The organism is Brevundimonas sp. 01N35, assembly GCF_056399785.1.
In genome coordinates, this window is record NZ_JBFTRZ010000002.1 from 164,318 (window position 1) to 190,559 (window position 26,242).

Genomic DNA, 26,242 nt, shown 5'->3' on the forward strand with positions numbered 1-26,242 from the left:
ATGCGTTCCATGCCTCTTGATCGTCGCGGTCTGCTGGCCGTTGGCGGAGGTCTTCTCCTGGCGGGCGGCGCGGCGCCGTCGCCGCTCTGGGCCCAGGCGCGGCTCGCCGACGATCCCTTCACTCAGGGCGTGGCCTCGGGCGACCCCGCGCCCGACGGCTTCGTCATCTGGACCCGGCTGGCCCCGCGCCCGGCGGAAGAGCACGGCGGCATGCCCATGCGGACCGTCCTGGTTCGCTGGGAAGTGGCCGAGGACGACGCCTTCTCCCGCATCGTCCGCACCGGCGACGCCCCGGCCTATCCCGAACTCGGCCACAGCGTGCACGTCGAACTGGACGGGCTGAAGCCGAGCCGGCCCTACTGGTATCGTTTCCAGATCGACACGGCCCGCAGCCCCGTCGGCATGGTCCGCACGGCCCCTGCCCTGGACGCCCTGCCGCAACGCCTGCGCATCGGCCTGGCCGGCTGCCAGCAGTACGAAGTCGGCTTCTACGGCGCCTACGGCTACCTGGCGCAGGAGCCGGACCTGGATTTCATCTACCACTACGGCGACTACATCTATGAGGGGCCGGGCGGACGCGGCGGCAAGCTCAGCGGCCGCAACGAGCGGTTCCTGGCGCGACCGCTGACCGGCGATCTGCTCTACAGCCTGGACGACTATCGTCGCCGCTACGCCCAATACAAGACCGACCCCGACCTTCAGGCCGCCCACGCCGCCGCCGCCTTCATCGTCTCCTATGACGACGGCGACGTGGCCAATGACTTCGTCGGCGACCTCGACCCGCGAGGCAGCCCGCCCGAGGTCTTCGCCCTGCGCCGGGCCGCGGCCATGCAGGCCTGGTACGAGAACATGCCCGTTCGCCGCGCCCAGTTCCCCAAGGCCGGCGGGCCGACGGTCTATCGCCGCCTCGAGTTCGGCCAGTTGATGCGGATGCACGTGCTCGACACGCGCGCCTATCGCAGCCACCGTGCCTGCGTTAAGCCGAACGACAAGCTCTGCGGGCCCTCGCCCGACGGCACGGTCAGCATGCTGGGCGGTGCTCAGGAGGCCTGGCTGGACAGCGGCCTGTCCCGGACCCATCGCTGGAACTTCATCGGTCAACAGGTCCTGGTCATGCCGATGAGCGGCGAGGCCGACGGCGAGGGCCTGCTGACCGGATGGAACGCCTATCCCGAGGCGCGCGCTCGTCTGGGGCAGACCATCGCCGAACAGGGCCTGACCAACGTCGTCATCGCCTCGGGCGGCGGTCACCAGCACTTCATCGGCAACGTCCCGCTGGACCCGACGGCGCCCGATCGGAACCCCGTGGCGGCCGAGTTCCACGGCACCTCCATCACCTCCGCCGGCGACGGCGAGCCGCACCGCGCTGAATCCGCAGGGCTGCTGGCCGGGTCCCCCAACCTAGCCTTCATCAACGCCCAGCGCGGCTATCAGGTCTTCGACGTCACGCCGGACGCCTGGAAGACGACCGTCAAGGTCATCGACCGCGTGCAGACGCGAGGCGGCGCCCTGAGCACCGTCGCCGAGTTCCATGTCCGCCCCGACGCCCCTGGCGCGATGAGAGCCTGACGCCCGACCAAGCGGCCGAAGAAGCCGCATCGACCTCCTCCCCAAAACCGGATCATCGAGAGTCCACTGCAATGAACACGACCCCCGTTTGCGGGCGCCGTTCGCGCGCGCATCTGAAAATCACCGCCTCCACGTCCACCCTGGCGCTGTTCGCCGCCATCCTCGGCGCGTCGGGCGCCCATGCTCAAGCCGCCGCCGACGGACCGATCAGCACCACGGAGGTCGATGCCATCGAGGTCGTCGGCTTCCGTCAGTCGCTGAACCAGAGCAGCGCCGACAAGCGGCGCGCCGATCAGGTCGTCGATGTCATCACCGCCGAAGAGTTCGGCAAGTTCCCGGATCAGAACATCGCGGAGGCCATCCAGCGCATCCCCGGCATCTCGATGGAGCGGACCGACGGCGAGGGCGATCGGATCACCATCCGCGGGCTTGAGCCCGATCTGACGCGCGTGGAGATCAACGGCCGCTCCACCCTGGTGATGGGCAATGTCGAGTCTCCCGTCATGGGCTCGTCCCTGGCGATCTTTGGTTCCGACCAGTTCTCCAAGATCGAGGTGGTGAAGACCGCCCAGGCCAAGGACAACGAAGGCGGCGTGGGCGGCATCGTGCGGCTGATCACCGCCAAACCGTTCGACATCGACGGCTTCGCCGCGCGCTTCTCGGCGCAGGGGCGCTACAACGCCTACAGCGGCGAGACCGATCCGGTCATCAGCATCATGGCGTCCAACCGCTTCCTGAACGACACGCTCGGCCTGCTGGTGGCGGCCTCCTATGACGACCGCACCCGCCGCAGCGACCAGACCCGCAGCATCGATGGCTGGCTGCCGGCTCCGACCAGCCAGACCGGCCGTCCTGCGGCCCTGCCGCTCCGCGGCCAGACCTACGCCACCCAATTCGACCAGCAATTCCGCTTCGGCAGCCTGCCGCGCACCAACCTCGACCTGACGGCGCAGTATCGCCCCATCACCGCGTTCGAACTCTACCTGAACGCCAACTACGCCCATGAACAGCGACAGGAGAGCATCAGCCGGGTCGCGATCAACACCGCGCGCAATCGCCCCTTCATCGAAGGGCATGCGAACGAGGCCGGCACGATCGACTACGTCCTGGTCGACCAGGGCCAGTTCACCTTCCAGAACCGAGGCCTCAATCGCGAGACCGACTCCTATGGTCTGACGATCAAGCCGAAGTGGGAAAACGACAACTGGATCGTTTCGGGGCGCCTCGACTACAGCCTCGGCCAGCAGATCGGCTATGACCGCCGCATCCGCAGCCGCATGAATCGTAACATCGGTTACGATCTGCGCTCCGATCCGAAGTCGCCTGTCCTGATCGTTCCGGGTCTGGACCTGACCAATCTGTCGGCCTTCAAGATCGACAAAAACCTGAACGAATACGGCAAGGCGCGCTCTTCGGAGTTCGCCTATCAGGGCGACGTCACGCGCAAGCTAAACGGCTTCTTCACCGAAGTGCGGGCCGGCTTCAAAATCAGGGACAACCGCGTCAGCGCGGCTCAGGGGCCGGCCGAGGGGCCGACGAACTTCACCTTCGCCGACGCCGTCAGCCCGTTCCCGCTGAACGACTTCTTCAAGGGACACGGCAGCGCAGACTTCCTGCGCATCTGGCCCTACGTCGATGCCCAGTCGTTCGTGGACAAGTACGGCCCCAACGAAGCCGACGCCAGGGCCGCCATCGACCCGGCGCTGGCCTATGAAGTGCGCTACGACGTGATCGCGGCCTACGCCCAGACCTCGTTCGAAGGCCAGATGCCGTGGGCCGACGTGCGGGGCAACGCCGGCGTCCGGGTGGTGCAAACGGATCATTCGGGCAGCGGCTGGGAGAATTTCCTCATCAACGGCAAGAAGAGCGTTCGCGCCGTCGAAAGCTCAAACTCCTTCAGCAATGTCCTGCCGAACATCAATGTGGCCTTCGAGCCGACGGCGGTGGACGGCCTGATCGTGCGTCTGGGCGCCGGGCGGGTGATGACCCATCCGCGCTTCACGCAGATCAACCCCACGGCGACGATTTCGGAAGATGACCTGACCCTGGTGCGGGGCAACCCGGACCTGAAACCGTTTGAAGCCAACTACTATGACGCCGGCTTGGAGTATTACTTCGGCAACGGAAACCTGGTCTCGGTGGCGTTCTTCCACAAGGACATCGACAACTTCGTCGAGCCCGTCAGCTACGTCGAGGCCTACCTCTTCCCCGGCGCGACCACGCCGGAAGACGTGCGGACCACCACCTATAGCAACGGCGGCGAGGGCAAGGTCAGCGGCGTCGAGTTCAGCCTGCAGATGCCGTTCACCTTCCTGCCCGCGCCGCTCGACGGCTTCGGCGGCATCTTCAACTACACCCGGCTGGACTCGTCGCGCACCCTGGCGACGGGGCAGGATGTCGAGATCCCCGGCAACTCGCCGCATACGGCGAACGCCACGCTCTATTATGAAAAAGCCGGGTTCTCGGCGCGCGTGGCCTACAACTATCGCGATACCTTCCTGAAAGAGCAGTTCGGCCCTGCCAACAACCCGGTCTACGTCGAAGGCCAGGGGCGTATCGACCTGTCGGCGGGCTACCGGCTCGAAAACGGCCTGAGCCTGACCGCCACCGTCGCCAACCTGACGGAAGAGAACCGCTACGAGTACTCGGGCCAGTCGGATCGGGTCATGCTGTACCAGCTCGAAGGTCGAACGATCACGGTGGGCCTCGGCTACACCTTCTGATGCGGTGAACGCGGCGGCGGCGGGCCCGGCCGCCGCCGCCCTTCCCCCATATTCACGCCACCGGGCCGCCTGACATCCAGGACCATGACATGCTGATCACCGACCGCCGGCAACTGCTTCACGGCGCCTCCCTTCTGGCCGGAGCCGCCCTGCTGCCCATCGATCGCGCTTTCGCCGCGCCGTTGCGGTTCGGGACGTCACCCTTCACCCTGGGCGTCGCCTCGGGCGATCCGGACCCCACCAGTGTCGTCCTGTGGACTCGCTTGGCCCCCGATCCGATGGCCATCGACTTCGGCATGCCCCAGGTCCCGGCGACGGTGCGCTGGGAAATGGCCGAGGATGAGGAGTTCCGTCGCATGGTTCAGACGGGCGTGTCGGAGGCTCACCCTGACGCTGCGCATTCGGTGCATGTCGTGGTCGAGGGCCTGGAGCCCGATCGACCCTACTTCTACCGGTTCCATGCGGGGGACGCCTCCAGCCCGGTCGGCCGCACCCGCACCACACCGGCGCGCGACGCCCAGCCCCAGGCCCTGCGCTACATCTTCGCCGCCTGTCAGCGCTACGAGAACGGCTACTACGCCGCCTGGCGCCATGCGGCGGCCGACAACCCCGACCTGATCCTCTTCCTGGGGGACTACATCTATGAGGCCGGGCCCCGCGAGGGACTGCCGCGTCGCCACCCCGACGAGGCGGCCGCCGACCTCGCCTCGTATCGGCGCCGCTACGGCCTCTACAAGATGGACGCCGATCTGCAGGCGGCCCATGCCGCCGCGCCCTGGATGGTGATCTGGGACGACCACGAGGTGGTCAACAACTACAAGGCCGAGCGCTCGCCTTCGATGGAGGATCGCGAGGCGTTCAGGCTCCGACGCGCGGCCGCCTTCCGGGTCTGGTACGAGCATATGCCGGTGCGCATGACGCCGAGCGGCGCCGACATGAAGATCTATCGCGCCCTCGACTGGGGCCGGCTGGCCCGGTTCCACATGCTCGACGCCCGCCAGTACGCCACCTGGACCGACTGGCCCCGGAAGGAAGGCGAGCAAGCCCATATTCTGGACAGCGAGCTGAGACGCGATCACCGCCGCAGTCTTCTCGGCGCTGAACAGGAAGCGTGGCTCCAACAAAGCCTTACGCAAAGCCCCGCGACGTGGAACGTCCTGGCCCAGCAGTTCGCCATGGCCGAGTTACGGCGGCCCGATGAGCAGACGGGCGTCATGGGCTATGGCAATGACGGTTGGGACGGCTTCCCCGCCACGCGCCAGCGCGTCGTCGAAATGCTGAGCCAGGCATCCAATCCCATGGTCGTCGGCGGCGACATGCACAGCTTCGCGGCGTCAAACCTGCGGCAGACGCCCGACGGCCCCGTCGTCGCTCCCGCCTTTGTCGCCGGCGCCATCAGTTCGCCCAGCGCCGGCGGCTATCCCAAGATGCAGCGCCTGATGGCCGACAATCCGGACTTCTACTACGCCGACAATCGCGTGAACGGCTACAGCCGCGCCGACGTGACCTCAGAGGAAACGATCATCACCATGCGCGGTGTCGATGACGTCAGCCGCGCTGCGTCCGGCGCCCACGACCTCGCCCGCTTTGTTCTGGAGGATGGAAAGCCCGGCGCGACGATGGCGTGACCCTTGCGGCCACGCCCCCCCCGACCAGCGGTCACCATCGACTTTTGCAGAACGAAGACATACCGCCCTCAGGTCATGGATTCCGAGAAATCGGGAACCGGTAGCTCTCAAAAATCCAATCACTTAGAGTCCAGGGATCTAGGAGCGCTCACATCATGGATCCGATATAGATGACGGCCCGCCCGATCGGACCTTCGGCGACGCCTTGGGTGGACCGGGCGGGCTGAAGCCCTGGGATCAAAAGGCCTTGGGATCAGAAGCGGACGCGCACGCCGCCGACCACGCCCTGACCGGCAGTTCCGTAGTTCTGGACCGTTTGATAGGTCTCGTCGAAAGCGTTCTCGATCCGACCGTACAGTTCCAGATTATCGTTGATGGGATAGGAGGCCCGGACGTCCACCAAGGTGTAGGCGTCCAGAACCGAGGTGTTGGCTTCATTGCTGAACGCCTCGCCGACATAGCGGACCGATACGCCCGTTTTCAGGCCGAACGGCCAGGCATAGTCCGCCGCCAGATTGCCCATGTGCTCGGGCCGGCGCGTCAACTGCTTGCCGTCGTTGACGCCCGAGGCGTTCTGGGCGTCGGTCCAGGTGTAGTTGCCGCTGAGGTTCAGACGCTTGGTCACGTCGATGCGGCCGACCAGTTCTACGCCCTGCGCCTTGGTTTTCTGGACGTTCTTGTAGTAGCCCCAGCGGCCCACGCCGTTGACGGTGCACAGCGGATCGGTCGTGCCGAAGTCGCAGCCGTTGTAACGGATCTCGTTGTCGGCCTGACGGTTAAAATAGGTCGCCGAAACCACGGCGCGGTTGAACAGGCGCTGCTCGACGCCGACTTCCCAGCTGTTGAACTCTTCCGGTTGAAGCGTCAGATTGCCGTACTCGCTGTAGAGTTCATACAGGCCCGGCGCCCGGAAGCCCTGGCCCCAGCTGGCGCGGATGACGGTGTCGCCTTCGTTCAGCGCCCAGGCCGCCGCGACCTGACCCAGCACCTGATCGCCGTACTGCTGATGGTCGTCGTAGCGCAGACCCCCGGTCAGGGTCAGACCGTTCAGCCCCCGTCCCATCAAGGTCCACTGCGCCTGACCATAGACGCTGTCGATGCCGGCCTCGCCCTTGCCGAAGGCGGGGTTCAGATCCCAGGCCGACGGCGAGCGGGTCTTCATCTCGGCGCGCTCGCTCTCGATGCCAAAGGTCGTGTTCAGCGTCTCGGTGACGGCGAACGTGCCCTGATATTCCCAGCGGCGGTTCTGGCCCTTGGCGTCGAAGGTCAGCGGCTGGACCAGGGTGTCGGGGTTGTAGTTCTGACGGTCGGTGTCGGTCCAGGCGTAGCCGATCCGGTTGCGCAAGCGCCCGGCCAGCAGGTCGAAGTTCAGACCGGCGTAGGCGACCAGTTCGCGGGTGTTGCCATAGTCGCGGCTGTCGCCGTTCCAGGCGTCGAAATCGGCCCGTCCGTCCGACCAGACCGAGCGCAGGTCCAGCGACACCGCGTCCGTCAGCTTGAGGTTCAGACGCCCCGACAGGCCCGTGTTGGCGTAGCCGTCGTCCTCGGTCCCGGTCGCATAGGCCGAGAAGCCGTGGGTCGAATAGCGGCTGGCCGCCAGACGCCAGCTGAGGCGATCACCAGCCCCGCCGATCCCGCCCCGGAAATAGGTCGTGCCGCGCGCGCCAGCTTCGGCGTCGAGCGAGCCTTGCAGGGCTTCGGTCGGCTCGGCGGTGACGATGTTGACCACGCCGCCGATGGCCTGGCTGCCCCACAGGGTCGACTGGGCGCCGCGCAGGACTTCGATCCGGGTCGTGTCGCCGACCAGCAGATTGCCGAAGTTATAGCCGCCCTGGGTCGAGGACAGGTCGTTCAGCTTGACCCCATCGATCAGGACGACGGTGTGATGGCCCTCGGCACCGCGGATGTTCAGGCTGCTGGCGGCGCCGATCCCGCCGTTGCGCGTGTAGCTGACACCCGGCGTCTGGGCCAGAAGCTCGGCCACGGCGGGGTTCTGGCGCGCCTCAATGGCGGCTTGGGTCAGGACGGTAACCGAGGCGCCGACGCGCTGGGCCGGCTGGGCCGAGCGGTTGGCGGTGACGATGACGTCGGCGACCTGACTGGCGGCGGCGCGACCGGCCACGTCAGGGGCGGCAGCCTTCTGATCGACCTCATCGGCGACGGCGGGGAATGCGGCCAGCAGGCTGGCGGCGGCGAGAGAGGCGTAGGCGATCCGGTTCATCCGGGGCTCCATTGACGACGCCGCCCCACGCCTCTCCCAAGCGTCGATCGGACGCGCGGAAGGGGCCGCGGACGCGGCAGGTTTCCACTTGTCGTCACACGAGTCACCTCGACCGCTCGGCACATCCCGACCGCGCGGAGAACGACGGCGACAGGCAGGTCTCCTGGCTCACGGATCAAGGCCGGTGCACGTCGCCTTCCCAGAGGTCTTTCGGGCTTGAGGCCGTCCAGATCGCCAGTGGCTAATGACGCGCGGGCTAGCCGCTTACAGTTGCGGGAACAGCCGGAGCATCAAACTCCGTTCCCTTTTGATCCCCTTGCGGGGAACCTGACGCGACCGTGGCAGTAGGGCCGCGCGCCGGTCAGGTCAACTGGAGAGCCCCCTGCCGCGCTCAAGACTGGAAGGTCCGCATGATCCGCCGCGCCTGTTCCGCTACGCTCGCGGCGTGACGTTCGACAGCGTCTTCCCGCACGCCGCTGTGGACGCCGCCGATATTGTAGTGACCGATCACTTCCAGCCCGGTCACGGCGGCGAAATGGTCGTCGAAATGCTTGCGCATGGCGTCCCAGGCGCCCGAGCGTTCGACCCAGTGCTGCGGGGCGCCTGAACTGGAGAAGCTGGCCAGCTTTCGTCCGCCCAGCAGCGGTCGGTTTCCGTCGCGTCCGAAAGACGAATAGCCGAACCCCATGCCGAACACCCTTTCGACATAGCCCTTGAGCATCGCCGGCGGCGCGTTGAACCAAAGCGGATAGAAGAAGACGAACACATCCGCGTCGCCGATGGCCGAACGCTCGCTGACCACGTCGGCGCGCGGCGCGAATCCGTCGTGATCCGGCATCTCGCCGGGATGCAGCAAGGGATCGAAATCCATCCTGTAGAGATCGCGAAGATCGACTTCGGCACCCTCCTCCCGGGCGGCCGCGCCATAGGCTTCGGCCATGGCCATGGTGAAGCTGTGAACGCGGGGATGGACGACAATCAGCACCTGTTTCATCGCAACCTCTTCAGAGCGAGGATCAGCGTCCGGCTGTGGTCGGCCGCCGCCGCACGTCTTCAGCACTGCCAACAAACGCGCGAGCCGTTTCGTTGCGCGCCGCGTCGCCGGGCGACAGTGCGATTTGTTTTCGGCCGCGCTTGACACCAGAAGGGCTTGTGGCGGCATATAGAACAAATGAAGAACATCAGTTCACGCGATGGTCGTCTGATCGCTCTCAAGGGGCGGTTGCAGACGCTCGACAAATTCTCCGGCCGTAGGCCACGCATGCCCCTCGGCGCTTCTGAGGCATTTCCTGTCGAAGTTGCGCCTCAAGCCTTGCACGACCTTTATGCCGCTACGCCGGCTGACGCCGTGGCGGTCAATGCTTTCGGACTGGGGCTGGCGCTGAAGGCGGCGGCGGGGCGGCCGATCGTCTGGGGGCTGCACGAGATGATGGGACAGGAATCCGGGCGACCGCACGGGCCGGGACTGCACGAGATGGGATTGTCGCCAGGCGATCTTCTGCTGGTGCGGGCGCGCGACGTCCTGACCCTGTTGGCCGTGGGCGAAGAGGCCCTGCGCAGTCCCGCCGTCGGAGCCGTGCTGCTGAGCGCCTGGGGCGAGGCCAAGGCCTTCAGCCTGACGGCCAGCCGGCGGCTGGCGCTGGCGGCGGAAACCGGCGGTGCGACCCTGTTCCTGGCGCGGGCGGGGGCCGCCCCCTGCCCCAGTGCGGCTGAGAGCCGCTGGTCGATCACGTCTTGCGCCTCGGAGCCTCTGGAAGGCGGGGCGCCGGGGCGACCGTCTTTTTCCGCGACCCTGCTGCGGCGGCGCGGCGGCGGGGCGACCGGAACCTGGATCATGGAGTGGGATCGTGAGCAGCGATCATTCCGCCCGCCGACGCCGCTATCTGGCGGTCTGGTTCCCCTGGCTGCCCAGCGACCGGCTGTGGCGTCAGGAACGGGGTCAGAAGCAGGACGCCGTCACGCCGCCTGAGGACGCGCCGCCGGTCGTTCTGGTCGAGAAGATCAAGGGCGCGCTGCGCCTGGCGGCCGTCGATCCGGCGGCGGCGCGGGCGGGACTGACGCCCGGCCTGACCCTGGCCGACGCGCGGGCGCGGACGCCAACCTTACGCACCGTCGCCCACCGGCCCGACGTCGACGCCGCCTTGCTGGCGCGCGTGCTTGAGGATTTCGGCCGCTTCACCCCGATGATCGCTCTGGACCCGCCCCATGGCCTGATGCTGGACGTGACCGGCTGCGCCCACCTGTTCGGCGGCGAGGCGGGACTGATGAGGACGGCGCAGGCCCGGGCGAACCGCATCGGCCTGCAGGTCCGCAGCGCCCTGTCTGGAACGCCCCAGAACGCGCGAGCGCTGGCGCGTTTCGGCCCTGGTGGGATCTTCGCGGAAGGCGAGGATCGCGCCGCCGCGCGCCGTCTGCCGGTCGCCGCCCTGGAACTGTCTGACAAAGAGGAACAGGCCCTGCGTCGCGCCGGGCTGAAACGTCTGGCCGATCTGGACGACCGACCCCGCGCGCCCCTGGCCGCCCGCTTCGGCGCCGACTTTCCCGCCCGGCTGGCGCGCATTCTGGGCGACGAGGACGTGCGCATCACCCCGCATCGCCCGCCCGCCCCCGTGGTCGTCGACCGCGTCTTCTTCGAGCCGGTCTCGGCCCCCGAGGACATCGAGCGCGTCCTGTCCGACCTGCTGGTCGAGACCATGGACCGGCTGGATCTGGCCGGTCAGGGCGGGTGCGCCTTCGAGGCCGGCTTCTATCGCGTGGACGGCGAAGTGCGCCGCATCGACGTCCGCACCGGCCGCCCGACGCGCGACGCGCCCGCGACCTTGCGGCTGTTTCGCGAGCGGATGGCGGCCCTGTCGAACCCGCTGGACCCCGGCTTCGGCTTCGACCAGATGCGGATGTCGGTCCCCTGGACCCAGACCCTGACGCCGACCCAGCAGGGGCTGGAACGCGAGACGCCCGGCGAGGAGGCCTTCAGCCGCCTGATCGACCGGCTGACGGCCCGTCTGGGACCGGAGGCGGTGCTGCGTTTCGAGCCCTTCGCCTCGCATATCCCTGAGCGCGCGGCGCGGCTGGTCCCCGCGTCGGCGCGACCAGGCGGCGAAACCTGGCCCGACCTCGATCCCGACGATCCGCCCTTACGTCCGCTACAGATGTTCGATCCGCCCCAGCCGGTCGAGGCTCTGGCCGAAGTGCCCGACGGCTCGCCCCTGCGCTTCCGCTGGCGCCGGGTCCTGCATGAAGTCGTGCGCGCCGAGGGGCCGGAACGGATCGGCGGCGAATGGTGGCGGGCGCCGGATCAGCGCACCCGTGACTACTACCGGATCGAGGATCAGGACGGTCGCCGCTTCTGGCTGTTCCGTCAGGGCCTCTATGGCGAGACGCCCGAACCGCGCTGGTTCATCCACGGCCTGTTCGCATGAGCGGCCTGCCTCCCATGGGCGACTACGCCGAGTTGGCCGCGACCAGCAACTTCTCCTTCCTGCGCGGGGCCTCCCATCCCAAGGATCTGGTGCTGACGGGACTCCTGCGCGGCCACGCCGGTCTGGGTCTGGCCGACCGCAACACCGTGGCGGGCGTGGTCCGGGCCTGGAGCGCGCTGAAAGCTCTGCGCCGCGACGGCCTGTCTCCGCCCGAAAAAATGCGCGACGGCGGCAGTCCCGGTGAGGTCGCCTATGTCGAGGACCCGTTGAACGATCCGGCTGCGTCCGAGGCGGTGAAGCAGCGGGCGGCCGACTTCCGCCTGCTGACCGGCGCGCGACTGGTCTTCAACGACGGCACGCCTGACATCATCGCCTATCCCGAAACGCGCGCGGGCTGGGGTCGGCTGACCCGGCTGCTGACCCTGGGCAATCGCCGGGCGAAGAAGGGCGAGTGCGAGATCGGCCTGAGCGACCTGCTGGCTGATCCTGAAGGTCTGCTGCTGATCGTCGTTCCGCCCGATCAGTTGGCTGGATTAGAGACCGTGCTGGCGCGCGGGGCCAAGGCCGCGCCCGGCGCGGTCTGGTTGGCCGCCGCCATGTTGAGACGCGGCGATGATCGTCGGCGGCTGGCTCGGCTGAAGATGCTGGCGGCGAACACGAACACGCCGCTGCTGGCCGTCAATGACGTCCTCTATCATTCCCCGTCAGAGCGCGACCTGCAGGATGTCCTGACCTGTATCCGCGAGGGCGTAACCATCGAGAGCGCCGGCCGCCGTCTGCAGACCAACGCCGAACGCTGGCTGAAATCCCCCGACGAAATGGCCCGCCTGTTCCGCGACGCGCCCGAGGCGATAGCAGAGACGACCGCCTTCCTGTCGCGCGTCGATTTCGACCTGAAGGACCTGAAGTACGAATACCCTGAAGAACCCATTCCGCCCGGCTGGACGCCGCAGGGCTGGCTGAAAGAACTGGTCCGCCGCCGCACGCCGATCCGCTACGAGGACGGCGCGCCGCCCAAGGTCCAAGCCCTGCTTGACAAGGAACTGGCCTTCATCGCCGAGCGCAACCTGGCGCCCTACTTCCTGACCATCCACGACATCGTCCGCACCGCCGAGAACAAGGGCATCCTGTGTCAGGGGCGGGGTTCCGCCGCTAACTCCGCCGTCTGCTACGTGCTGGGCATCACCAGCGTCGATCCCGCCTGCCACGACCTGTTGTTCGAACGCTTCCTGTCGTCCAACCGCGATGAGCCGCCCGACATCGACGTCGATTTCGAGCACGAACGGCGCGAGGAGATCATCCAGTACATCTATGACCGCTATGGCCGTCATCGCGCCGGCATCGCCGCCACCGTCATCCGCTATCGCCCCAAGAGCGCCATCCGCGAGGTCGGCAAGGTTCTGGGCCTGACCGAGGACGTCACCGCCCGCCTGGCCTCCAGCCAGTGGGGCAGTTGGGGCGACGAGATCAGCGACGGTCACGTGGCCCAAGCCGGGCTGGACACGACCAATCCGATGATCCGCCGCGCCGTTGGCATGGCGATACGCCTGCTCAGCTTCCCCCGCCACCTGTCCCAGCACGTCGGCGGCTTCGTCCTGACCCAGGGGCGGCTGGACGAGACGGTCCCCATCGGCAACGCGGCCATGGCCAATCGCACCTTCATCGAATGGGACAAGGACGACATCGACGAACTCGGCCTGATGAAGGTCGATGTCCTGGCGCTGGGCATGCTGACCTGCATCCGAAAGGCGTTCGACCTGCTCAAGACCCATGAAGGCGTCGAACATGACCTCGCCTCCGTCCCGGCGGAACGGCCCGAGGTCTACGACATGCTGTGCCGGGGTCACTCCATCGGTGTCTTTCAGGTCGAGAGCCGCGCCCAGATCAACATGCTGCCGCGCCTGAAGCCCCGGAAATTCTACGACCTAGTCATCCAGGTCGCCATCGTCCGGCCCGGCCCGATCCAGGGCGACATGGTCCATCCCTATCTGCGACGACGCAACGGGATCGAGGCGGTTCATTACCCCCCGCCCTCGCCCGACCACGGCCCGCCCGACGAGCTGAGGCAGGTGTTGCACCGGACCCTCGGCGTCCCCCTGTTTCAGGAACAGGCGATGAGGGTCGCCATGGTCGCCGCCAAGTTCACCGACGCCGAGGCCAACGGACTGCGAAAGGCCATGGGCACATTCCGCGGCGACGGGACCCTGCACACCTATGAAGACCGGATGGTCGGCATGATGATCGCGCGCGGCTACGACCCCGACTTCGCCCAGCGCTGCTTCGAACAGATCAAGGGCTTCGGCTCCTATGGCTTCCCGGAAAGCCACGCGGCTAGCTTCGCCCGGCTGGTCTATGTTTCGTCGTGGATCAAATGCTTCCACCCGGCGGCCTTCGCCTGCGCCCTGTTGAACAGCCAGCCTATGGGCTTCTACGCCCCGGCCCAGATCGTGCGCGAGGCGCAGGACATCGGCCGCGTCGAGGTGCGGCCCATCGACGTCTCGCACAGCGATTGGGACAACAGCCTGGAGCCGACGTCGTGCGAACCGGCTCTGCGCCTGGGCCTGCGCCAAATCGACGGCTTCAAGAAGGACTGGGCCGACAGCCTGTCGGCAGCGCGGGCGGAGCAGCCCTTCGCCGACATCGAGACCCTGGCCCGGCGCGCTGAACTGCCCGGCGCGGCGATGCGCAAGCTGGCCGACGCCGACGCCTTCCGTTCGCTGGGCCAGGACCGACGCGAGGCCCTGTGGGCGGTGCGGCGCCTGCCCGACGATGATCCCCTGCCCCTGTTCGCCGCCGCCGAGGCGCGCGAGCGCGGCGCCCGCGAGTTGGGCTCCGAGCCGGACGCACAACTCCCCTTGATGCCGCTGGGCGAGCACGTCGCCGCCGACTACCAGACCGTGCGTCTGTCGCTGAAGGCCCACCCGATGAGCATTCTTCGCCCCGTCTTCGCCGCCGACCGGGTGCTGACCTGCGCAGCCACCGAGGCGATGCGCGGCGGCTCCGTGGTGCGGGTCGCGGGGGTAGTTTTGGTGCGTCAGCGCCCGGGCAAGGGCAACGCCGTCTTCATCACCCTGGAGGACGAGACCGGCATCACCAACATCGTCCTGTGGGCGCGGATGCTGGAACAGTTTCGCCGCGAGGTCATGGCCGCCCGGCTGATGCAGGTCGAAGGCGTGGTCGAGAAAAGCCCCGAAGGCGTCGTCCACGTCGTCGCCCGCCGCGTCGTCGATCGCACCGCCGACTTGGCTCGCCTGTCAGAGGACCATGTCGCCGACGTCCAGCTGGCCCGCGTCGACATCGTCGCCCACCCGCAGCCGCCGCGTCAGCCGCCCCATCGTCATCCGCGAGACGTGCGCATCCTGCCCAGTTCGCGGGATTTCCACTGAGCCGACTAGAGGTCGTCCGCCCGCTGTTCGGCAGCTTGAATCTCAGTCTTCATCCATCCCACGAAGGCGCGGGCGGGCTCGGATACGCCGCTGCGCCGTGTCAGCACGTGATAGGCCAACTCGGTAGAGAGCGCGCCGTCGGCGAAGGGCGCGACCAGACGGCCCGACGCCAGATCGTCAGCGACGAAGGCGTAGGGCGCCAAGGCGACCCCCTGACCGTGGGCCGCTGCTTCGATCGCCAGCGCGGTCTGATCGAACCGGGGGCCGGCCGAGGCGTCGATCTGATTCAGTTTGCGGGCGGCCAGCCAGGTCGGCCAATCCGGTCGTGGTTCTTCCAGTTCGCCCGGACGCAAATGGATCAGGACATGATGCGCCAGATCCGCCGGCCGCTTCAGCGGATGCGCCCCGGTGAGCAAGGCCGGACTGCAGACGGGGGTCACATCGGCGGACAACAGGCGCTCGGACCGCACGCCGGCATAGTCGCCCCGGCCGTAACGCACCGCCACGTCGACGCGGCCGCCGCCGACGTCGGCCAGACGCATGTCCGCCGACATCCAGACCTCCACCTCGGGGTGAGCCGCCGAGAACCGAGCGATGCGCGGCGCCAGCCATTTGGCGGCGAAGGACGGCGGCACGCTGATCGCCAGGGCGTGACGGCGGTTGGGGCGGTAGAGCAGGTCCCCTGCCCGTTTCAGGTAGTCGAACCCGTCGTGCAGCAGCGGATAGAGCTCGGTGCCCAGTTCAGTCAGGGCGATCTGGCGTCCCTCGCGGTGGAATAGCGGCGCGCCCGCGTGCTGCTCCAGAATGCGGATCTGCTGACTGATGGCGCCGGGCGTGACCGACAGCTCTTCGGCGGCGCGGGTGATGTTCAGGCGGCGCGCGGCGGCCTCGAACGCCTTCAGAGCGTTCAGCGGCGGAATGCGGCTGTCGACGGGCGCGTCCTTCTTGCGGCTCATCGGCTCAGCCACTCCGGCGTCGGCAGGCCGCGCGCGGTCAGGAAGGCCGGGTCATAGACCTTGCTGGCGTAACGCTGCCCGGCGTCGCACAGAACGGTGACGATGGTTTTGCCCGGCCCCAGGTCGCGCGCCATGCGAATGGCCCCGGCGATATTCACCCCGCTGGACGGCCCCAGCGACAGGCCCTCATGCTTCACCAGATCGAACAGGATGGGCAGGAATTCTGCGTCTTCGATCCGATAGGGATGATCGACCGTCAGCCCCTCCAGATTGCCGGTGATGCGGTTGACGCCGATGCCCTCGGTGATCGAGGAGCCCTCGCCGGTCAGCTTGCCCTCGGTGAACCAGCTGTAGAGCGCAGCCCCCGGCACGTCGGCCAGGCCGATCTGCACGTCCGGCTTCTGTTCGCGCAGATAGGCGGCGCATCCGGCCAGCGTCCCGCCCGAACCGACGGCGCAGATGAAGCCGTCAATCTCGCCGTCCGTCTGTTTCCAGATTTCAGGCGCGGTGCCTTCATAGTGGGCTTGGCGATTGGCCAGGTTGTCGAACTGATCGGCGTAGAAGGCGCCGTTCGGCTCGCTTTCGTTCAGTTCCTCGGCCAGGCGGCGGGAATAGGCGACGAAATGGTTGGGGCTGGCGAAGGGCGCCGGATCGACCTCGATCAGACGGGCGCCGTGCAGACGCACCGCGCGCTTCTTCTCGTCCGTCTGGCTGCGGGGCATGACGATAACGACGGGGTGCCCCAGCGCCGCCCCGACGAGGGCCAGGCCGATGCCGGTATTGCCAGCCGTGCCTTCGACGATGACCCCGCCGGGCTTCAGCGCGCCCGACGCGCGGGCCTTCCTAATGATGCTGAGGGCCGCGCGATCCTTGATCGAGCCGCCGACGTTCATGACCTCGGCCTTGCCGAGGATCTCACAGCCCGTCAGTTCCGACGCGCGCTTCAGGCGCACCAGAGGCGTGTTGCCGATCAGGCCGAGAACATCAGGCGCGACGATCATGGAACTTCCGAACCGTGGAGAAGAGGGCGATCCTCTTAGCCACAGTTCAGAAATTCTAACAACCGGATCAGATGTGGATCACGCGGCCATAGGCGTCGAGTGCGGCCTCGTGCATGGCCTCGGACATGGTCGGGTGCGGATAGACGATGCCGTGGATGTCTTCCTCGGTCGCTTCCATGGTGATGGCGGTGACGTAGCCTTGGATCATCTCGGTCACTTCGTGGCCGATCATGTGGGCGCCGATCAGGGCGCCGGTCTTGGCGTCGAAGATGACCTTGACGAAGCCGTCGACCTCGCCCGCCGCCACGGCCTTGCCGTTCACGCGGAACGGGAAGCGGCCGATCTTGACCTCGCGCTTCTCGGCGCGCGCGCCCTGCTCGGTGATCCCAACGGAGGCGACCTGCGGCTGGGCGTAGGTGCAGCCGGCGATGGGCGAATGGACGTTCGGCGTCTTGTAGGCCGCGATGTGCTCGGCGGCGTGGATGCCTTCGTGCGATGCCTTGTGCGCCAGCCAGGGCGCGCCGGCGCAGTCGCCGATGGCGTAGAGGCCCTTGACGTTGGTCTGGCAGTGGCTGTCGGTCTTGATATGGCCGCGGTCCAGTTCGACGCCCAGCGCCTCCAGGCCGATGCCATCGGTGTTGGCGGTGATGCCGACGGCCGAGATGCAGACCTCGGCTTCCAGCGTCTCGGCCTTACCGTTCACTTCAACAGCGACCTTCACGCCCTTGGAATCCTTGGATACCTTCGTGACCTTGGCATCGACCTTGAACTTGATGCCGCGCTTCTCGAAGGACTTCTGCGCGGCCTTGGACACTTCCTCGTCCTCGACCGGCATGATGCGGTCGACGGCTTCAACGACCGTCACCTCGGCGCCGAGGGCGCGATAGAAGCTGGCGAACTCGATGCCGATGGCGCCCGAGCCGATGACGACGAAGGTCTTGGGCAGGGTCTTCGGCGCGAGGGCGTCGCGATAGGCCCAGATCTTGTCGCCGTCAGCTTCCAGACCGATCTGCGGCAGGGCGCGGGCGCGGGCGCCGACGGCCAGCATGACGGTCTTGGCTTCGATGGCGCGCGTGCCGCCGGCCTTCAGGGCGACGACGACCTTGGGCGCGGCTGCGCCCTTCTCGAGCGTGGCCGAACCCTCGATGACCTCGATCTTGTTCTTCTTCATCAGGAAGCCGATGCCCTTGTTCATCGTCGCCGCGACCCCGCGCGAGCGCGCGATGATGGCGTCGAAGTCAAAGGACGCGCCCGAGGCGGACAGGCCGTATTCCTTCAAGTGGCTCAGGCTCTCGAACTTCTCGCCGGACTTGAGCAGGGCCTTGGTCGGGATACAGCCCCAGTTCAGGCAGATGCCGCCCAGGTTCTCGCGCTCGACGATGGCGACCTTCAGGCCCAGTTGGCTGGCGCGGATCGCCGCGACGTAACCGCCGGGGCCCGAACCGATGACGACGAGATCGAATTCAGCAGCCATGGTCAGATCAACTTCTCGATGTCGGCCTTGATGGCCTCGGGTTCAGTCTGGGGCGAATAGCGCGCGACGACGCGGCCTTCGCGGTCGGTCAGGAATTTGGTGAAATTCCACTTGATGGCCTGGGAGCCCAGGAAGCCGCGCTTCTGTTTGGTCAGCCAGGCATAGAGCGGGTGCCGGTTCGGCCCGTTGACCTCCACCTTGTCGAACAGGGGGAAGGTCACGTCGAAGCTGGTGGCGCAGAAGGCGGCGATTTCCGCCGCCCTGCCCGGCTCCTGCGCGCCGAACTGGTTGCAAGGAAAACCCAGAACCTCGAACGGCGCATCGGCGAAGTCCCGGTGCAGCTTCTCCAGCCCGTCATACTGACGGGTGAAGCCGCACTTGGACGCCGTATTGACGATCAGCAGCGCTTTCCCGCGAAAGCGGTCCAGCGCTACGTCCGTGCCGTCGATGGCGCGGGCGGAGAAGTCATAGACCGAGGTCATGACCTCACCCTCCCCTTAGGCCAGCATCGCCACGGGATCTTCGATCAGCGGCTTGAACGCTTGCAGGAAGCGAGCGCCCGTTGCGCCGTCGACCACGCGGTGATCGCAGGTCAGCGTCACGGTCATGACGGTGGCGACCGCCAGTTGCCCGTCCTTGACGACCGGACGTTGCTCGCCGGCGCCCACGCTCATGATGCAGCCCTGCGGCTCATTGATGATCGAGGTGAACTGCTTGATGCCGAACATGCCCAGGTTGGACACCGAGAAGGTGCCGCCCTGGAACTCTTCGGGCTTCAGCTTGCGTTCGCGGGCGCGCTTGGCCAGGTCCTTGGACTCGGTCGCGATCTGCGCCAGACCCTTGGTTTCGGCCTTCTTGATGATTGGCGTGATCAGCCCGCCTTCAATCGCCACCGCCATCGAGACGTCGGCGTTGTGGTGCATGGCGATGCCTTCGGGGGTGTAGGAAGCGTTCGCCTCCGGCACCAGTTTCAGCGCCAGGGCCGCGGCCTTGATGACGAAGTCATTGACCGACACCTTGATGCCTTGCGGCTCCAGCATCTTGTTCACCTTCGCGCGGACGGCCATCAGCTGGTCGATCTCGACGTCGATGAAGAGCGGGAAGTGTGGGACGTTCTGGATGCTGTCGACCATGCGACGCGCGACGGCCTTCTTCATCCCGTCCAGCGGGATCAGGTCGTAGCTGCCGTCCGGGATGCCCATCTGGGCCAGCGACTGAGCCTGACGCGGGGCGATGCCCGAGGTCGCGGCGGCGGTCGCCGTCGAGGCGGCCGGTTGAGCCGCGCCCTTCGGCGCGCCCTCGACATCGCGCTTGACGATACGGCCGTGCGGGCCGGTGCCTTTGACGGACTTCAGCTCGATCCCGGCCTGGGCGGCCAGACGACGGGCCAGGGGCGAGGCGAAGATGCGCTCGCCGCTGTCCGACTTCGCTGCAGCCGGAGCCGGCGTTGCAGAAGCAGCAGCCTTGGGCGCTTCGGCCTTGGCCGGGGCGGCTTCAGCCTTGGCGGCGGGCTTGGGCGCAGCAGCGCCGCCCTCGTCCTTGAGGCGGGCGATCGGAGTGTTGACCTTCACGCCCTCCGTGCCTTCGGGGACCAGGATGTCGGTGACTTCGCCCTCGTCCACGGCCTCGACTTCCATCGTGGCCTTGTCGGTTTCGATCTCGGCGATCACGTCGCCGGCGGAGACGACGTCCCCGACCTTGACGTGCCATTTGGCCAGAACGCCCTCTTCCATCGTCGGAGACAGGGCCGGCATCAGGATGTCGGTCATTGTGCGGACTCCGGTTGAGCGACCTCGGCGGCCTTGGCGTGCGCCGCGTCCCAGCTGTCGCAGATGGCCTTGAACGCCGTGGCCTGGTCGAAGCCGTGGTGCTCGGCGTAGGCGTGGGAATAGTGCCAGGCCAGTTCAGCCAAGACGACGCCGATATTGCCCGGCTCGGCCAGAGCCGGACGGATGTTCATGATCGGACCGGCGCCGTTCCACCAGACGCGGGCCAGTTCGATGATCTGGTCCTCGGGGGCGTTCAGGCCTTCAGGGATCGGCAGGGAACGTTGTTCCAGAGCGGCGGCGTCCATCAGGCGTTCCCCTTCGCTTGGACCGCAGGCTCAGCCACGGTCTGCACATTGTCCGCCTTCACGACATCGGTAAGGCCCTGAAGGATGCGGTTGTAGGCTTCACGCTCGTTGTGGCCATGACGTACGGCGTAGCCGTGCGCCATGTGACGCGCGGCATAGGCCAGCAGTTCGCCGAACTTGATCGGATCGTTGAAGGCAGGCTTCACCGACATGACAGGCTCGTTCTTCGACCACCACATCCGCAGGACCTCAATCGCTTGAGGGTCGGCGGCGACGCTGTCCGGCGTCGTCAGTTGGAACTCTGACGCCTCGCTCACGCCATCACCTGCTTCACGGCGGCGATGATCTTGTCCACGCCCGGCAGCGACAGAACTTCCAGGTTGGCGGCGTAAGGCAGCGGCACGTCTTCCTGGTGAACGCGCAGCGGCGGGGCGTCCAGGTAGTCGAAGGCGTGTTCGATCACGCGGGCCACCACCTCGGCGCCGACGCCCATCGGACCCCAGCCTTCTTCGGCCGAGACCAGGCGGCTGGTCTTCTTGACGCTTTCGACGATGGTTTCGTGGTCCAGAGGACGCAGGGTGCGCAGGTCGATGACCTCGGCCTCGATGCCTTCCAGGGCCAGCTTCTCAGCGGCCTGCAGGGCGAAACCGACCATGCGGGCGTGCGCCGTTATGGTGACATCCTTGCCCTCGCGGCGGACCTTGGCCTTGCCGATCGGCAGGACATAGTCGTCGCCTTCCGGCACGTCGAACTCGGTGCCGTACAGCATTTCGTGTTCGAGGAAGACGACCGGGTTCGGGTCGCGGATGGCGGCTTTCAGCAGACCCTTGGCGTCAGCGGCGTCGTAGGGCGCGATGACCTTCAAACCCGGGATCTGCGCGTACCACGCCGAATAGTCCTGGCTGTGCTGGGCGCCGACGCGGCTAGCCGCGCCGTTGGGACCACGGAAGACGATGTCCGCGCGGATCTGACCGCCCGACATGTACAGGGTCTTGGCCGCCGAGTTGATGATGTGGTCGATCGCCTGCATGGCGAAGTTGAACGTCATGAACTCGACGATCGGCTTCAGGCCCGCCATGGCGGCGCCGACGCCGAGACCGGCGAAGCCGTGCTCGGTGATCGGGGTGTCGATGACGCGACGCTCGCCAAACTCCTGAAGCAGGTCACGGCTGACCTTGTAGGCGCCCTGGTACTGGGCGACTTCCTCGCCGATCAGGAAAACGCGGTCGTCGCGACGCATTTCCTCGGCCATGGCGTCGCGCAGGGCGTCGCGCACGGTCGTCTTGACCAGCTTGGCGTCAGCCGGGATTTCCGGGTCGCGCAGTTCGACCTTGGGCGTAGCCGGAGCGGCAGCGGCGACCGGAGCAGCCTCGGCCTTCGGCGCTTCAGCCTTGGGCGCGGGCGCAGGCGCGCTGTCTTCGCCGGCCAGACGCGCGATCGGCGTATTGACCTTCACGTTCTCGGAGCCTTCCGGCACCAGGATTTCCAGCACTTCGCCTTCATCGACGGCTTCGACTTCCATCGTCGCCTTGTCGGTTTCGATCTCGGCGATCACCTGGCCGGCCGACACGGTGTCGCCTGCCTTGATGTGCCACTTGGTCAGCGTGCCCTCTTCCATCGTGGGGGACAGCGCCGGCATCAGAATGTCGGTCACGGATCAGGCCTCCACGTAGACGTCAGTATAGAGCTCGGACGGATCCGGCTCAGGGCTTTCCTGTGCGAACTGCACGGCTTCGGCGACGATGGCTTTCACCTCGTTGTCGATGGCCTTCAGCTCTTCCTCGGTCGCCTTGGCGGCGGCGAGCAGCATTTTCAGATGGTCGATGGGGTCGCGGGTCTTCTTGACCTCGTCGACCTCTTCCTTGGTGCGGTACTTGGCCGGGTCCGACATGGAGTGGCCGCGATAGCGGTAGGTCTTCACTTCCAGGATGTAGGGGCCGCCGCCTTCACGGGCGCGCTTCACGGCGCGGGCCGTGGCGTCGCGGACCGCCAGCACGTCCATGCCGTCGACCTGCTCGCCCGGGATGCCGAAGCTGGCGCCGCGCATGTAGAGCTCGGTCGTGGACGACGAGCGTTCGATGCTCGTTCCCATGGCGTACTGGTTGTTCTCGATGATGTAGATGGCCGGCAGCTTCCACAGCTGGGCCATGTTGAAGCTCTCGTACACCTGCCCCTGGTTCGAAGCGCCGTCGCCGAAATAGACGAAGGCGACCGAATCGTCGCCGCGGTACTTGCCGGCGAAAGCCAGGCCGGTGCCGAGCGCCACCTGGGCGCCGACGATGCCGTGACCGCCATAGAAGCCGGTCGCGGTGTCGAACATGTGCATCGAACCGCCCTTGCCCTTGGACGAGCCGCCGATGCGCCCCGTCAACTCGGCCATGACGGCGTTCGGATCCATGCCGGCGGCCAGCATGTGGCCGTGGTCACGGTAGCCGGTGATGATCTTGTCGTAGCCTTGCTTGACGCTCTCCTGAACGCCAACCGCCACGGCCTCCTGGCCGATGTACAGGTGGCAGAAGCCGCCGATCAGGCCCATGCCGTAAAGCTGGCCCGCGCGCTCCTCGAAGCGGCGGATGAGAACCATCTCGCGGTAGAAGCGCAGCAGGTCTTCCTTGGAAGCCTGAGGCGTGTTCGGAATCTTGGTGTCGTCCGCGCTGGACGAGGATTTCTGAGCGGCGGCTTTCGCCATCCGGCATCTCCCGGCTGCGCCCCCACTTTCAGGGACTCTTATCGTTACGGAAAGGGGCTTTAGCAGCCTTCGTTCCCGAAACGCAAAGCGCGCCAGCCTGGCTGTAACAATAGTTCAGGAGGTTTGCGTCGCGCCAGGGTTGTGCGCGACAGGGGCGCTTAGCCGTACGACGTAGTCGCGCGGATCGGCAAAGCCCAGCACCGCCCTCGCCCGCTCTTCCAGTAGGTCCTTGGAGAGACTCTCGGTCCGCAGATATCGGACACGAACTTCCAGATCTCGGCGCTGTTCCGTCAGGCGCGCCAACTGCGCCTCGCGCTTGGCGAGAAGGGCATCGCGCTCGGCTCCGCTCAACAGGCCGCGCTGCCCGGTCAGGGCCTGAACGCCCAGATAGACGATCAAGAACAACAGGAACACGGACGGCAGGTAGGGCTTCATCTGCTCGGGCACGACTGACGCTCCTTCTGAGCGCAAACACGGTTTCCTATCCCTGACCGGAAATGCCTAACGAACCGTAGCTTGACCGTAATTGCGAACGCCGCCCCCGAGGTCGGAGGCGGCGTCCTGCACATCTTTGTGAGAGGCGCTTACTTCAGCAGCATACCGTCGCCGAAATAGGCGGCCTGGTCGCCGAGCATCTCTTCAATGCGCAGCAGTTGGTTGTACTTGGCCGTACGGTCCGAGCGGGCCAGCGAGCCGGTCTTGATCTGACCGCAGTTGGTGGCGACGGCCAGGTCGGCGATGGTCGAGTCTTCGGTCTCGCCCGAGCGGTGGCTCATCACCGAGGTGTAGCCGGCGCGGTGGGCCATATCGACGGCGTCGAGGGTCTCGGACAGGGTGCCGATCTGGTTGACCTTGATCAGGATGGAGTTGGCTAGGCCTTCGCCGATGCCTGCGGCTAGACGGCGCGGGTTGGTCACGAACAAGTCATCGCCGACCAGCTGAACGCGGTCGCCCAGACGGTCCGTCAGCAGCTTCCAGCCGTCGAAATCGTCCTCGGCGCAACCGTCTTCGATCGAAACGATCGGGAAGCGTTCGACCAGATCGGCCAGATAGCCGACCATGCCATCGGCATCGAAGCTCTTGCCCTCGCCCGTCAGGTTGTACTTGCCGTTCTTGAAGAACTCGGTCGAGGCGACATCGAGGCCGAGGTGGAAGTCCTCGCCCGCCAGATAGCCGGCCGCCTGACCCGCCTTGGTGATGAAGGCCAGGGCCTCTTCGGCCGAGGCCAGGTTTGGAGCGAAGCCGCCCTCGTCGCCGACGTTGGTGTTGTGACCGGCGTCCTTCAGCGCCTTCTTCAGGGCATGGAAGATCTCGGCGCCCATGCGCAAGGCGTCCGAGAAGGTGTCGGCGCCGGTCGGCAGGATCATGAACTCCTGAATGTCGATCGGATTGTCGGCGTGGGCGCCGCCGTTGATGATGTTCATCATCGGGGTCGGCAGGACGCGGGCCGAGACGCCGCCGATGTAGCGGTGCAGAGGCAGGTTCGAACTGATGGCGCTGGCCTTGGCCGCCGCCAGCGACACGCCCAAGATGGCGTTGGCGCCCAGGCGGGCCTTATTCTCGGTGCCGTCCAGCTCGATCAGGGCTTCGTCCAGACGGCGCTGGTCCTCGGCGTCCATGCCCGACAGGGCGTCAAAAATCTCGCCGTTGACGGCGTCGACCGCCTTCTGGACGCCCTTGCCGCCCCACATGTCCATGTCGCCGTCACGCAGCTCGACAGCTTCGTGTGCGCCGGTCGAGGCGCCCGACGGCACGGAGGCGCGGCCAAAGCTGCCGTCCTCCAGGGTGACGTCCACCTCGACCGTCGGATTGCCCCGGCTGTCGAGAATCTGGCGGGCGACGATGTCGGCGATGTCGGTCATGGAAGGCGCTCTATCAGGAGAGTGAGATCAAGCCTCCGGTTTAGACCGCGCCTGCCGAATCGCCAACCTAGCCGCAGCTTTCAACCAGTTGGATCGACGGGCCGCCGCCGTGGACGGCCTTCACCTTTCCGTTCGCACCGACGTCATAGCGAACCCCGCGCGCCGCCGCCTCGGTGACATAGGCCTCGCCCCTCGGGCCGCCGCTCCAGACGGTGATGTATTCCGATGGCGCTGATTCGTATTTGTGCGGGGAAAGCTGCGCGGCGGCGCCGTAAACGCGCTTCACCTCGGCGGCGGGTGCTCCCAGGCCCAGGGCGCGGTCGGTCCTGACCGACGCGCCGTCGCGCAGAGTCACGCGGCTGACCTTGCCCTCTTCGGTCATAACCCAGACGCCTTCCGGCGCGCGAGCGGGGTGGAAAACGTTGCACCCGTTGGGATCAACGATGGGTTTGGCCGGCGCGCCATAGGCCTGCTCGACCTCGGCCAGGGTCTGACCAACGCGAATGGCGCCGAACCCTTCGGTCGTCAGTTGATCCGCCGCCGGAGCTTCGGCCGCTGCAGGTTTTTCGGCGGGCCCCTTGCATCCCGCCAGGGCGAGGACTGCGACAGAGCCAAGGACGGCGAAACGGGTCATGCGGATCGCTCCAGGTTCAGCTTCGCAGTACAAAACGCACGAAAACGGCGCGCGATGACATCGCGCGCCGCTAAAATCTATCGTCCGACCGAAGCCGGAGCCTTAGTGAAGACTACTCTTCCTTCGGCGTAATGACCTGACGGCCACGATACGTGCCGGTCTTCAGGTCGATGTGGTGCGGGCGCTTCAGCTCGCCCGTGTCCTTGTCCTCGACATAGGCGTTGGTGCCCAGGGCGTCGTGGGCGCGGCGCATGTTGCGACGCGAGGGTGATACTTTGCGCTTCGGAACGGCCATGTCCGTCTCAATCTCTAAGTCGGTGCGCCGTAAAGACGCGAAAACATACAGCAGCGGCCCCCCGATAAGAGCCGCCACGCGAGGGCGGGCTTATGCATGAAGATGCTACCGATTTCAAGGGCGTCAGTCGGATGACAGCCGCTTGATGATCTTGGCCCGGTTCTGACACCCACGACAGCGGCGCTTTCCACGCCGAAACGCCGCTTCTTCGCGTCCAGCGGGTGTTCAATCATCGGCCGCCTGAACCATTTCATTGATCAGGCGAGGCGTTTCTCGCGACCTGGCTCCCGATTGATTCGCCTACCGCTCGC

At 66.7% G+C, this 26,242-nt stretch carries 21 protein-coding genes and 1 riboswitch; of the genes, 6 read left to right on the plus strand and 15 right to left on the minus strand.

Features of this window, described 5'->3' with window-relative positions; genetic code table 11:
- From AC1DJ5_RS02460 to AC1DJ5_RS02470, 3 genes are all read left to right on the plus strand, one after another.
- The gene (locus AC1DJ5_RS02460) at positions 1 to 1,569 is read left to right on the plus strand and encodes an alkaline phosphatase D family protein (protein WP_477019567.1); all 1,569 of its coding nucleotides are present in this window, start codon (positions 1 to 3) and stop codon (positions 1,567 to 1,569) included.
- A gap of 71 nt (positions 1,570 to 1,640) precedes the next feature.
- The gene (locus AC1DJ5_RS02465; RefSeq protein WP_477019568.1) at positions 1,641 to 4,292 is read left to right on the plus strand and encodes a TonB-dependent receptor; all 2,652 of its coding nucleotides are present in this window, start codon (positions 1,641 to 1,643) and stop codon (positions 4,290 to 4,292) included.
- A gap of 89 nt (positions 4,293 to 4,381) precedes the next feature.
- Positions 4,382 to 5,920: an alkaline phosphatase D family protein gene (locus AC1DJ5_RS02470; protein ID WP_477019569.1), complete on the plus strand. Its 1,539-nt coding sequence runs from the start codon at positions 4,382 to 4,384 to the stop codon at positions 5,918 to 5,920.
- A 253-nt stretch (positions 5,921 to 6,173) separates the two neighbouring features.
- Here the strand turns inward: AC1DJ5_RS02470 and AC1DJ5_RS02475 are convergent, their stop codons facing one another.
- Both AC1DJ5_RS02475 and AC1DJ5_RS02480 read right to left on the minus strand, forming a co-directional pair.
- A complete protein-coding gene (locus AC1DJ5_RS02475) occupies positions 6,174 to 8,141 on the minus strand; it encodes a TonB-dependent receptor plug domain-containing protein (RefSeq protein WP_477019570.1) in 1,968 nt (655 codons plus the stop codon).
- Between the two features lie 136 nt (positions 8,142 to 8,277).
- Positions 8,278 to 8,487: riboswitch (cobalamin riboswitch) on the minus strand.
- Positions 8,488 to 8,532: 45 nt separating this feature from the next.
- Positions 8,533 to 9,135, minus strand: coding sequence for an NAD(P)H-dependent oxidoreductase (locus AC1DJ5_RS02480; protein WP_441453416.1), 603 nt, complete (start codon positions 9,133 to 9,135; stop codon positions 8,533 to 8,535).
- A gap of 318 nt (positions 9,136 to 9,453) precedes the next feature.
- On the opposite strand from AC1DJ5_RS02480, the gene AC1DJ5_RS02485 reads away from it, so the two are divergent.
- The 3 genes from AC1DJ5_RS02485 to AC1DJ5_RS02495 all read left to right on the plus strand — a co-directional run bounded on the left by AC1DJ5_RS02485 (position 9,454) and on the right by AC1DJ5_RS02495 (position 14,946).
- Complete coding sequence (locus tag AC1DJ5_RS02485) at positions 9,454 to 10,110, plus strand: ImuA family protein (protein WP_477019571.1); 657 nt, start codon at positions 9,454 to 9,456, stop codon at positions 10,108 to 10,110.
- 103 nt (positions 10,111 to 10,213) lie between these two features.
- Positions 10,214 to 11,560: a Y-family DNA polymerase gene (locus AC1DJ5_RS02490; protein WP_477019682.1), complete on the plus strand. Its 1,347-nt coding sequence runs from the start codon at positions 10,214 to 10,216 to the stop codon at positions 11,558 to 11,560.
- Complete coding sequence (locus tag AC1DJ5_RS02495) at positions 11,557 to 14,946, plus strand: error-prone DNA polymerase (protein WP_477019572.1); 3,390 nt, start codon at positions 11,557 to 11,559, stop codon at positions 14,944 to 14,946. The genes AC1DJ5_RS02490 and AC1DJ5_RS02495 overlap by 4 nt, the downstream gene beginning before the upstream one ends.
- A 5-nt stretch (positions 14,947 to 14,951) precedes the next feature.
- Here the strand turns inward: AC1DJ5_RS02495 and gcvA are convergent, their stop codons facing one another.
- From gcvA to rpmF, 13 genes are all read right to left on the minus strand, one after another.
- Entirely contained in the window at positions 14,952 to 15,902 is a 951-nt protein-coding gene (gcvA, locus tag AC1DJ5_RS02500) for a transcriptional regulator GcvA (RefSeq protein WP_477019573.1), read from the minus strand.
- The gene (locus AC1DJ5_RS02505; protein WP_477019574.1) at positions 15,899 to 16,903 is read right to left on the minus strand and encodes a cysteine synthase A; all 1,005 of its coding nucleotides are present in this window, start codon (positions 16,901 to 16,903) and stop codon (positions 15,899 to 15,901) included. Before AC1DJ5_RS02505 ends, gcvA begins: the two co-directional genes overlap by 4 nt.
- A 67-nt stretch (positions 16,904 to 16,970) precedes the next feature.
- The gene (gene lpdA / locus AC1DJ5_RS02510; protein WP_477019575.1) at positions 16,971 to 18,377 is read right to left on the minus strand and encodes a dihydrolipoyl dehydrogenase; all 1,407 of its coding nucleotides are present in this window, start codon (positions 18,375 to 18,377) and stop codon (positions 16,971 to 16,973) included.
- Positions 18,378 to 18,379: 2 nt separating this feature from the next.
- Complete coding sequence (locus AC1DJ5_RS02515; RefSeq protein WP_477019576.1) at positions 18,380 to 18,859, minus strand: glutathione peroxidase; 480 nt, start codon at positions 18,857 to 18,859, stop codon at positions 18,380 to 18,382.
- A 15-nt stretch (positions 18,860 to 18,874) separates the two neighbouring features.
- Complete coding sequence (locus AC1DJ5_RS02520) at positions 18,875 to 20,146, minus strand: pyruvate dehydrogenase complex dihydrolipoamide acetyltransferase (protein ID WP_477019577.1); 1,272 nt, start codon at positions 20,144 to 20,146, stop codon at positions 18,875 to 18,877.
- Entirely contained in the window at positions 20,143 to 20,451 is a 309-nt protein-coding gene (locus AC1DJ5_RS02525) for a DUF5076 domain-containing protein (RefSeq protein WP_441453402.1), read from the minus strand. The genes AC1DJ5_RS02520 and AC1DJ5_RS02525 overlap by 4 nt, the downstream gene beginning before the upstream one ends.
- Positions 20,451 to 20,768, minus strand: a complete 318-nt coding sequence (locus tag AC1DJ5_RS02530; protein ID WP_441453401.1) for a DUF5076 domain-containing protein — start codon at positions 20,766 to 20,768, stop codon at positions 20,451 to 20,453. Before AC1DJ5_RS02530 ends, AC1DJ5_RS02525 begins: the two co-directional genes overlap by 1 nt.
- A complete protein-coding gene (locus AC1DJ5_RS02535) occupies positions 20,765 to 22,105 on the minus strand; it encodes a pyruvate dehydrogenase complex E1 component subunit beta (protein WP_477019578.1) in 1,341 nt (446 codons plus the stop codon). Before AC1DJ5_RS02535 ends, AC1DJ5_RS02530 begins: the two co-directional genes overlap by 4 nt.
- Before the next feature lie 3 nt (positions 22,106 to 22,108).
- Positions 22,109 to 23,140 carry a pyruvate dehydrogenase (acetyl-transferring) E1 component subunit alpha gene (gene pdhA / locus AC1DJ5_RS02540; protein ID WP_477019579.1) on the minus strand — a complete coding sequence of 344 codons (1,032 nt, stop codon included), beginning with the start codon at positions 23,138 to 23,140 and terminating at the stop codon, positions 22,109 to 22,111.
- A 114-nt stretch (positions 23,141 to 23,254) separates the two neighbouring features.
- On the minus strand, positions 23,255 to 23,575 hold the full coding sequence (locus tag AC1DJ5_RS02545; protein WP_441453804.1) for an FtsB family cell division protein: 321 nt from the start codon (positions 23,573 to 23,575) through the stop codon (positions 23,255 to 23,257).
- Positions 23,576 to 23,724: 149 nt separating this feature from the next.
- Positions 23,725 to 25,002 carry a phosphopyruvate hydratase gene (gene eno, locus AC1DJ5_RS02550; protein ID WP_477019580.1) on the minus strand — a complete coding sequence of 426 codons (1,278 nt, stop codon included), beginning with the start codon at positions 25,000 to 25,002 and terminating at the stop codon, positions 23,725 to 23,727.
- 67 nt (positions 25,003 to 25,069) lie between these two features.
- Positions 25,070 to 25,636, minus strand: a complete 567-nt coding sequence (locus AC1DJ5_RS02555) for a hypothetical protein (protein WP_477019581.1) — start codon at positions 25,634 to 25,636, stop codon at positions 25,070 to 25,072.
- A gap of 112 nt (positions 25,637 to 25,748) precedes the next feature.
- Complete coding sequence (rpmF, locus tag AC1DJ5_RS02560; RefSeq protein WP_441453392.1) at positions 25,749 to 25,931, minus strand: 50S ribosomal protein L32; 183 nt, start codon at positions 25,929 to 25,931, stop codon at positions 25,749 to 25,751.
- Positions 25,932 to 26,242 lie beyond the last annotated feature (311 nt).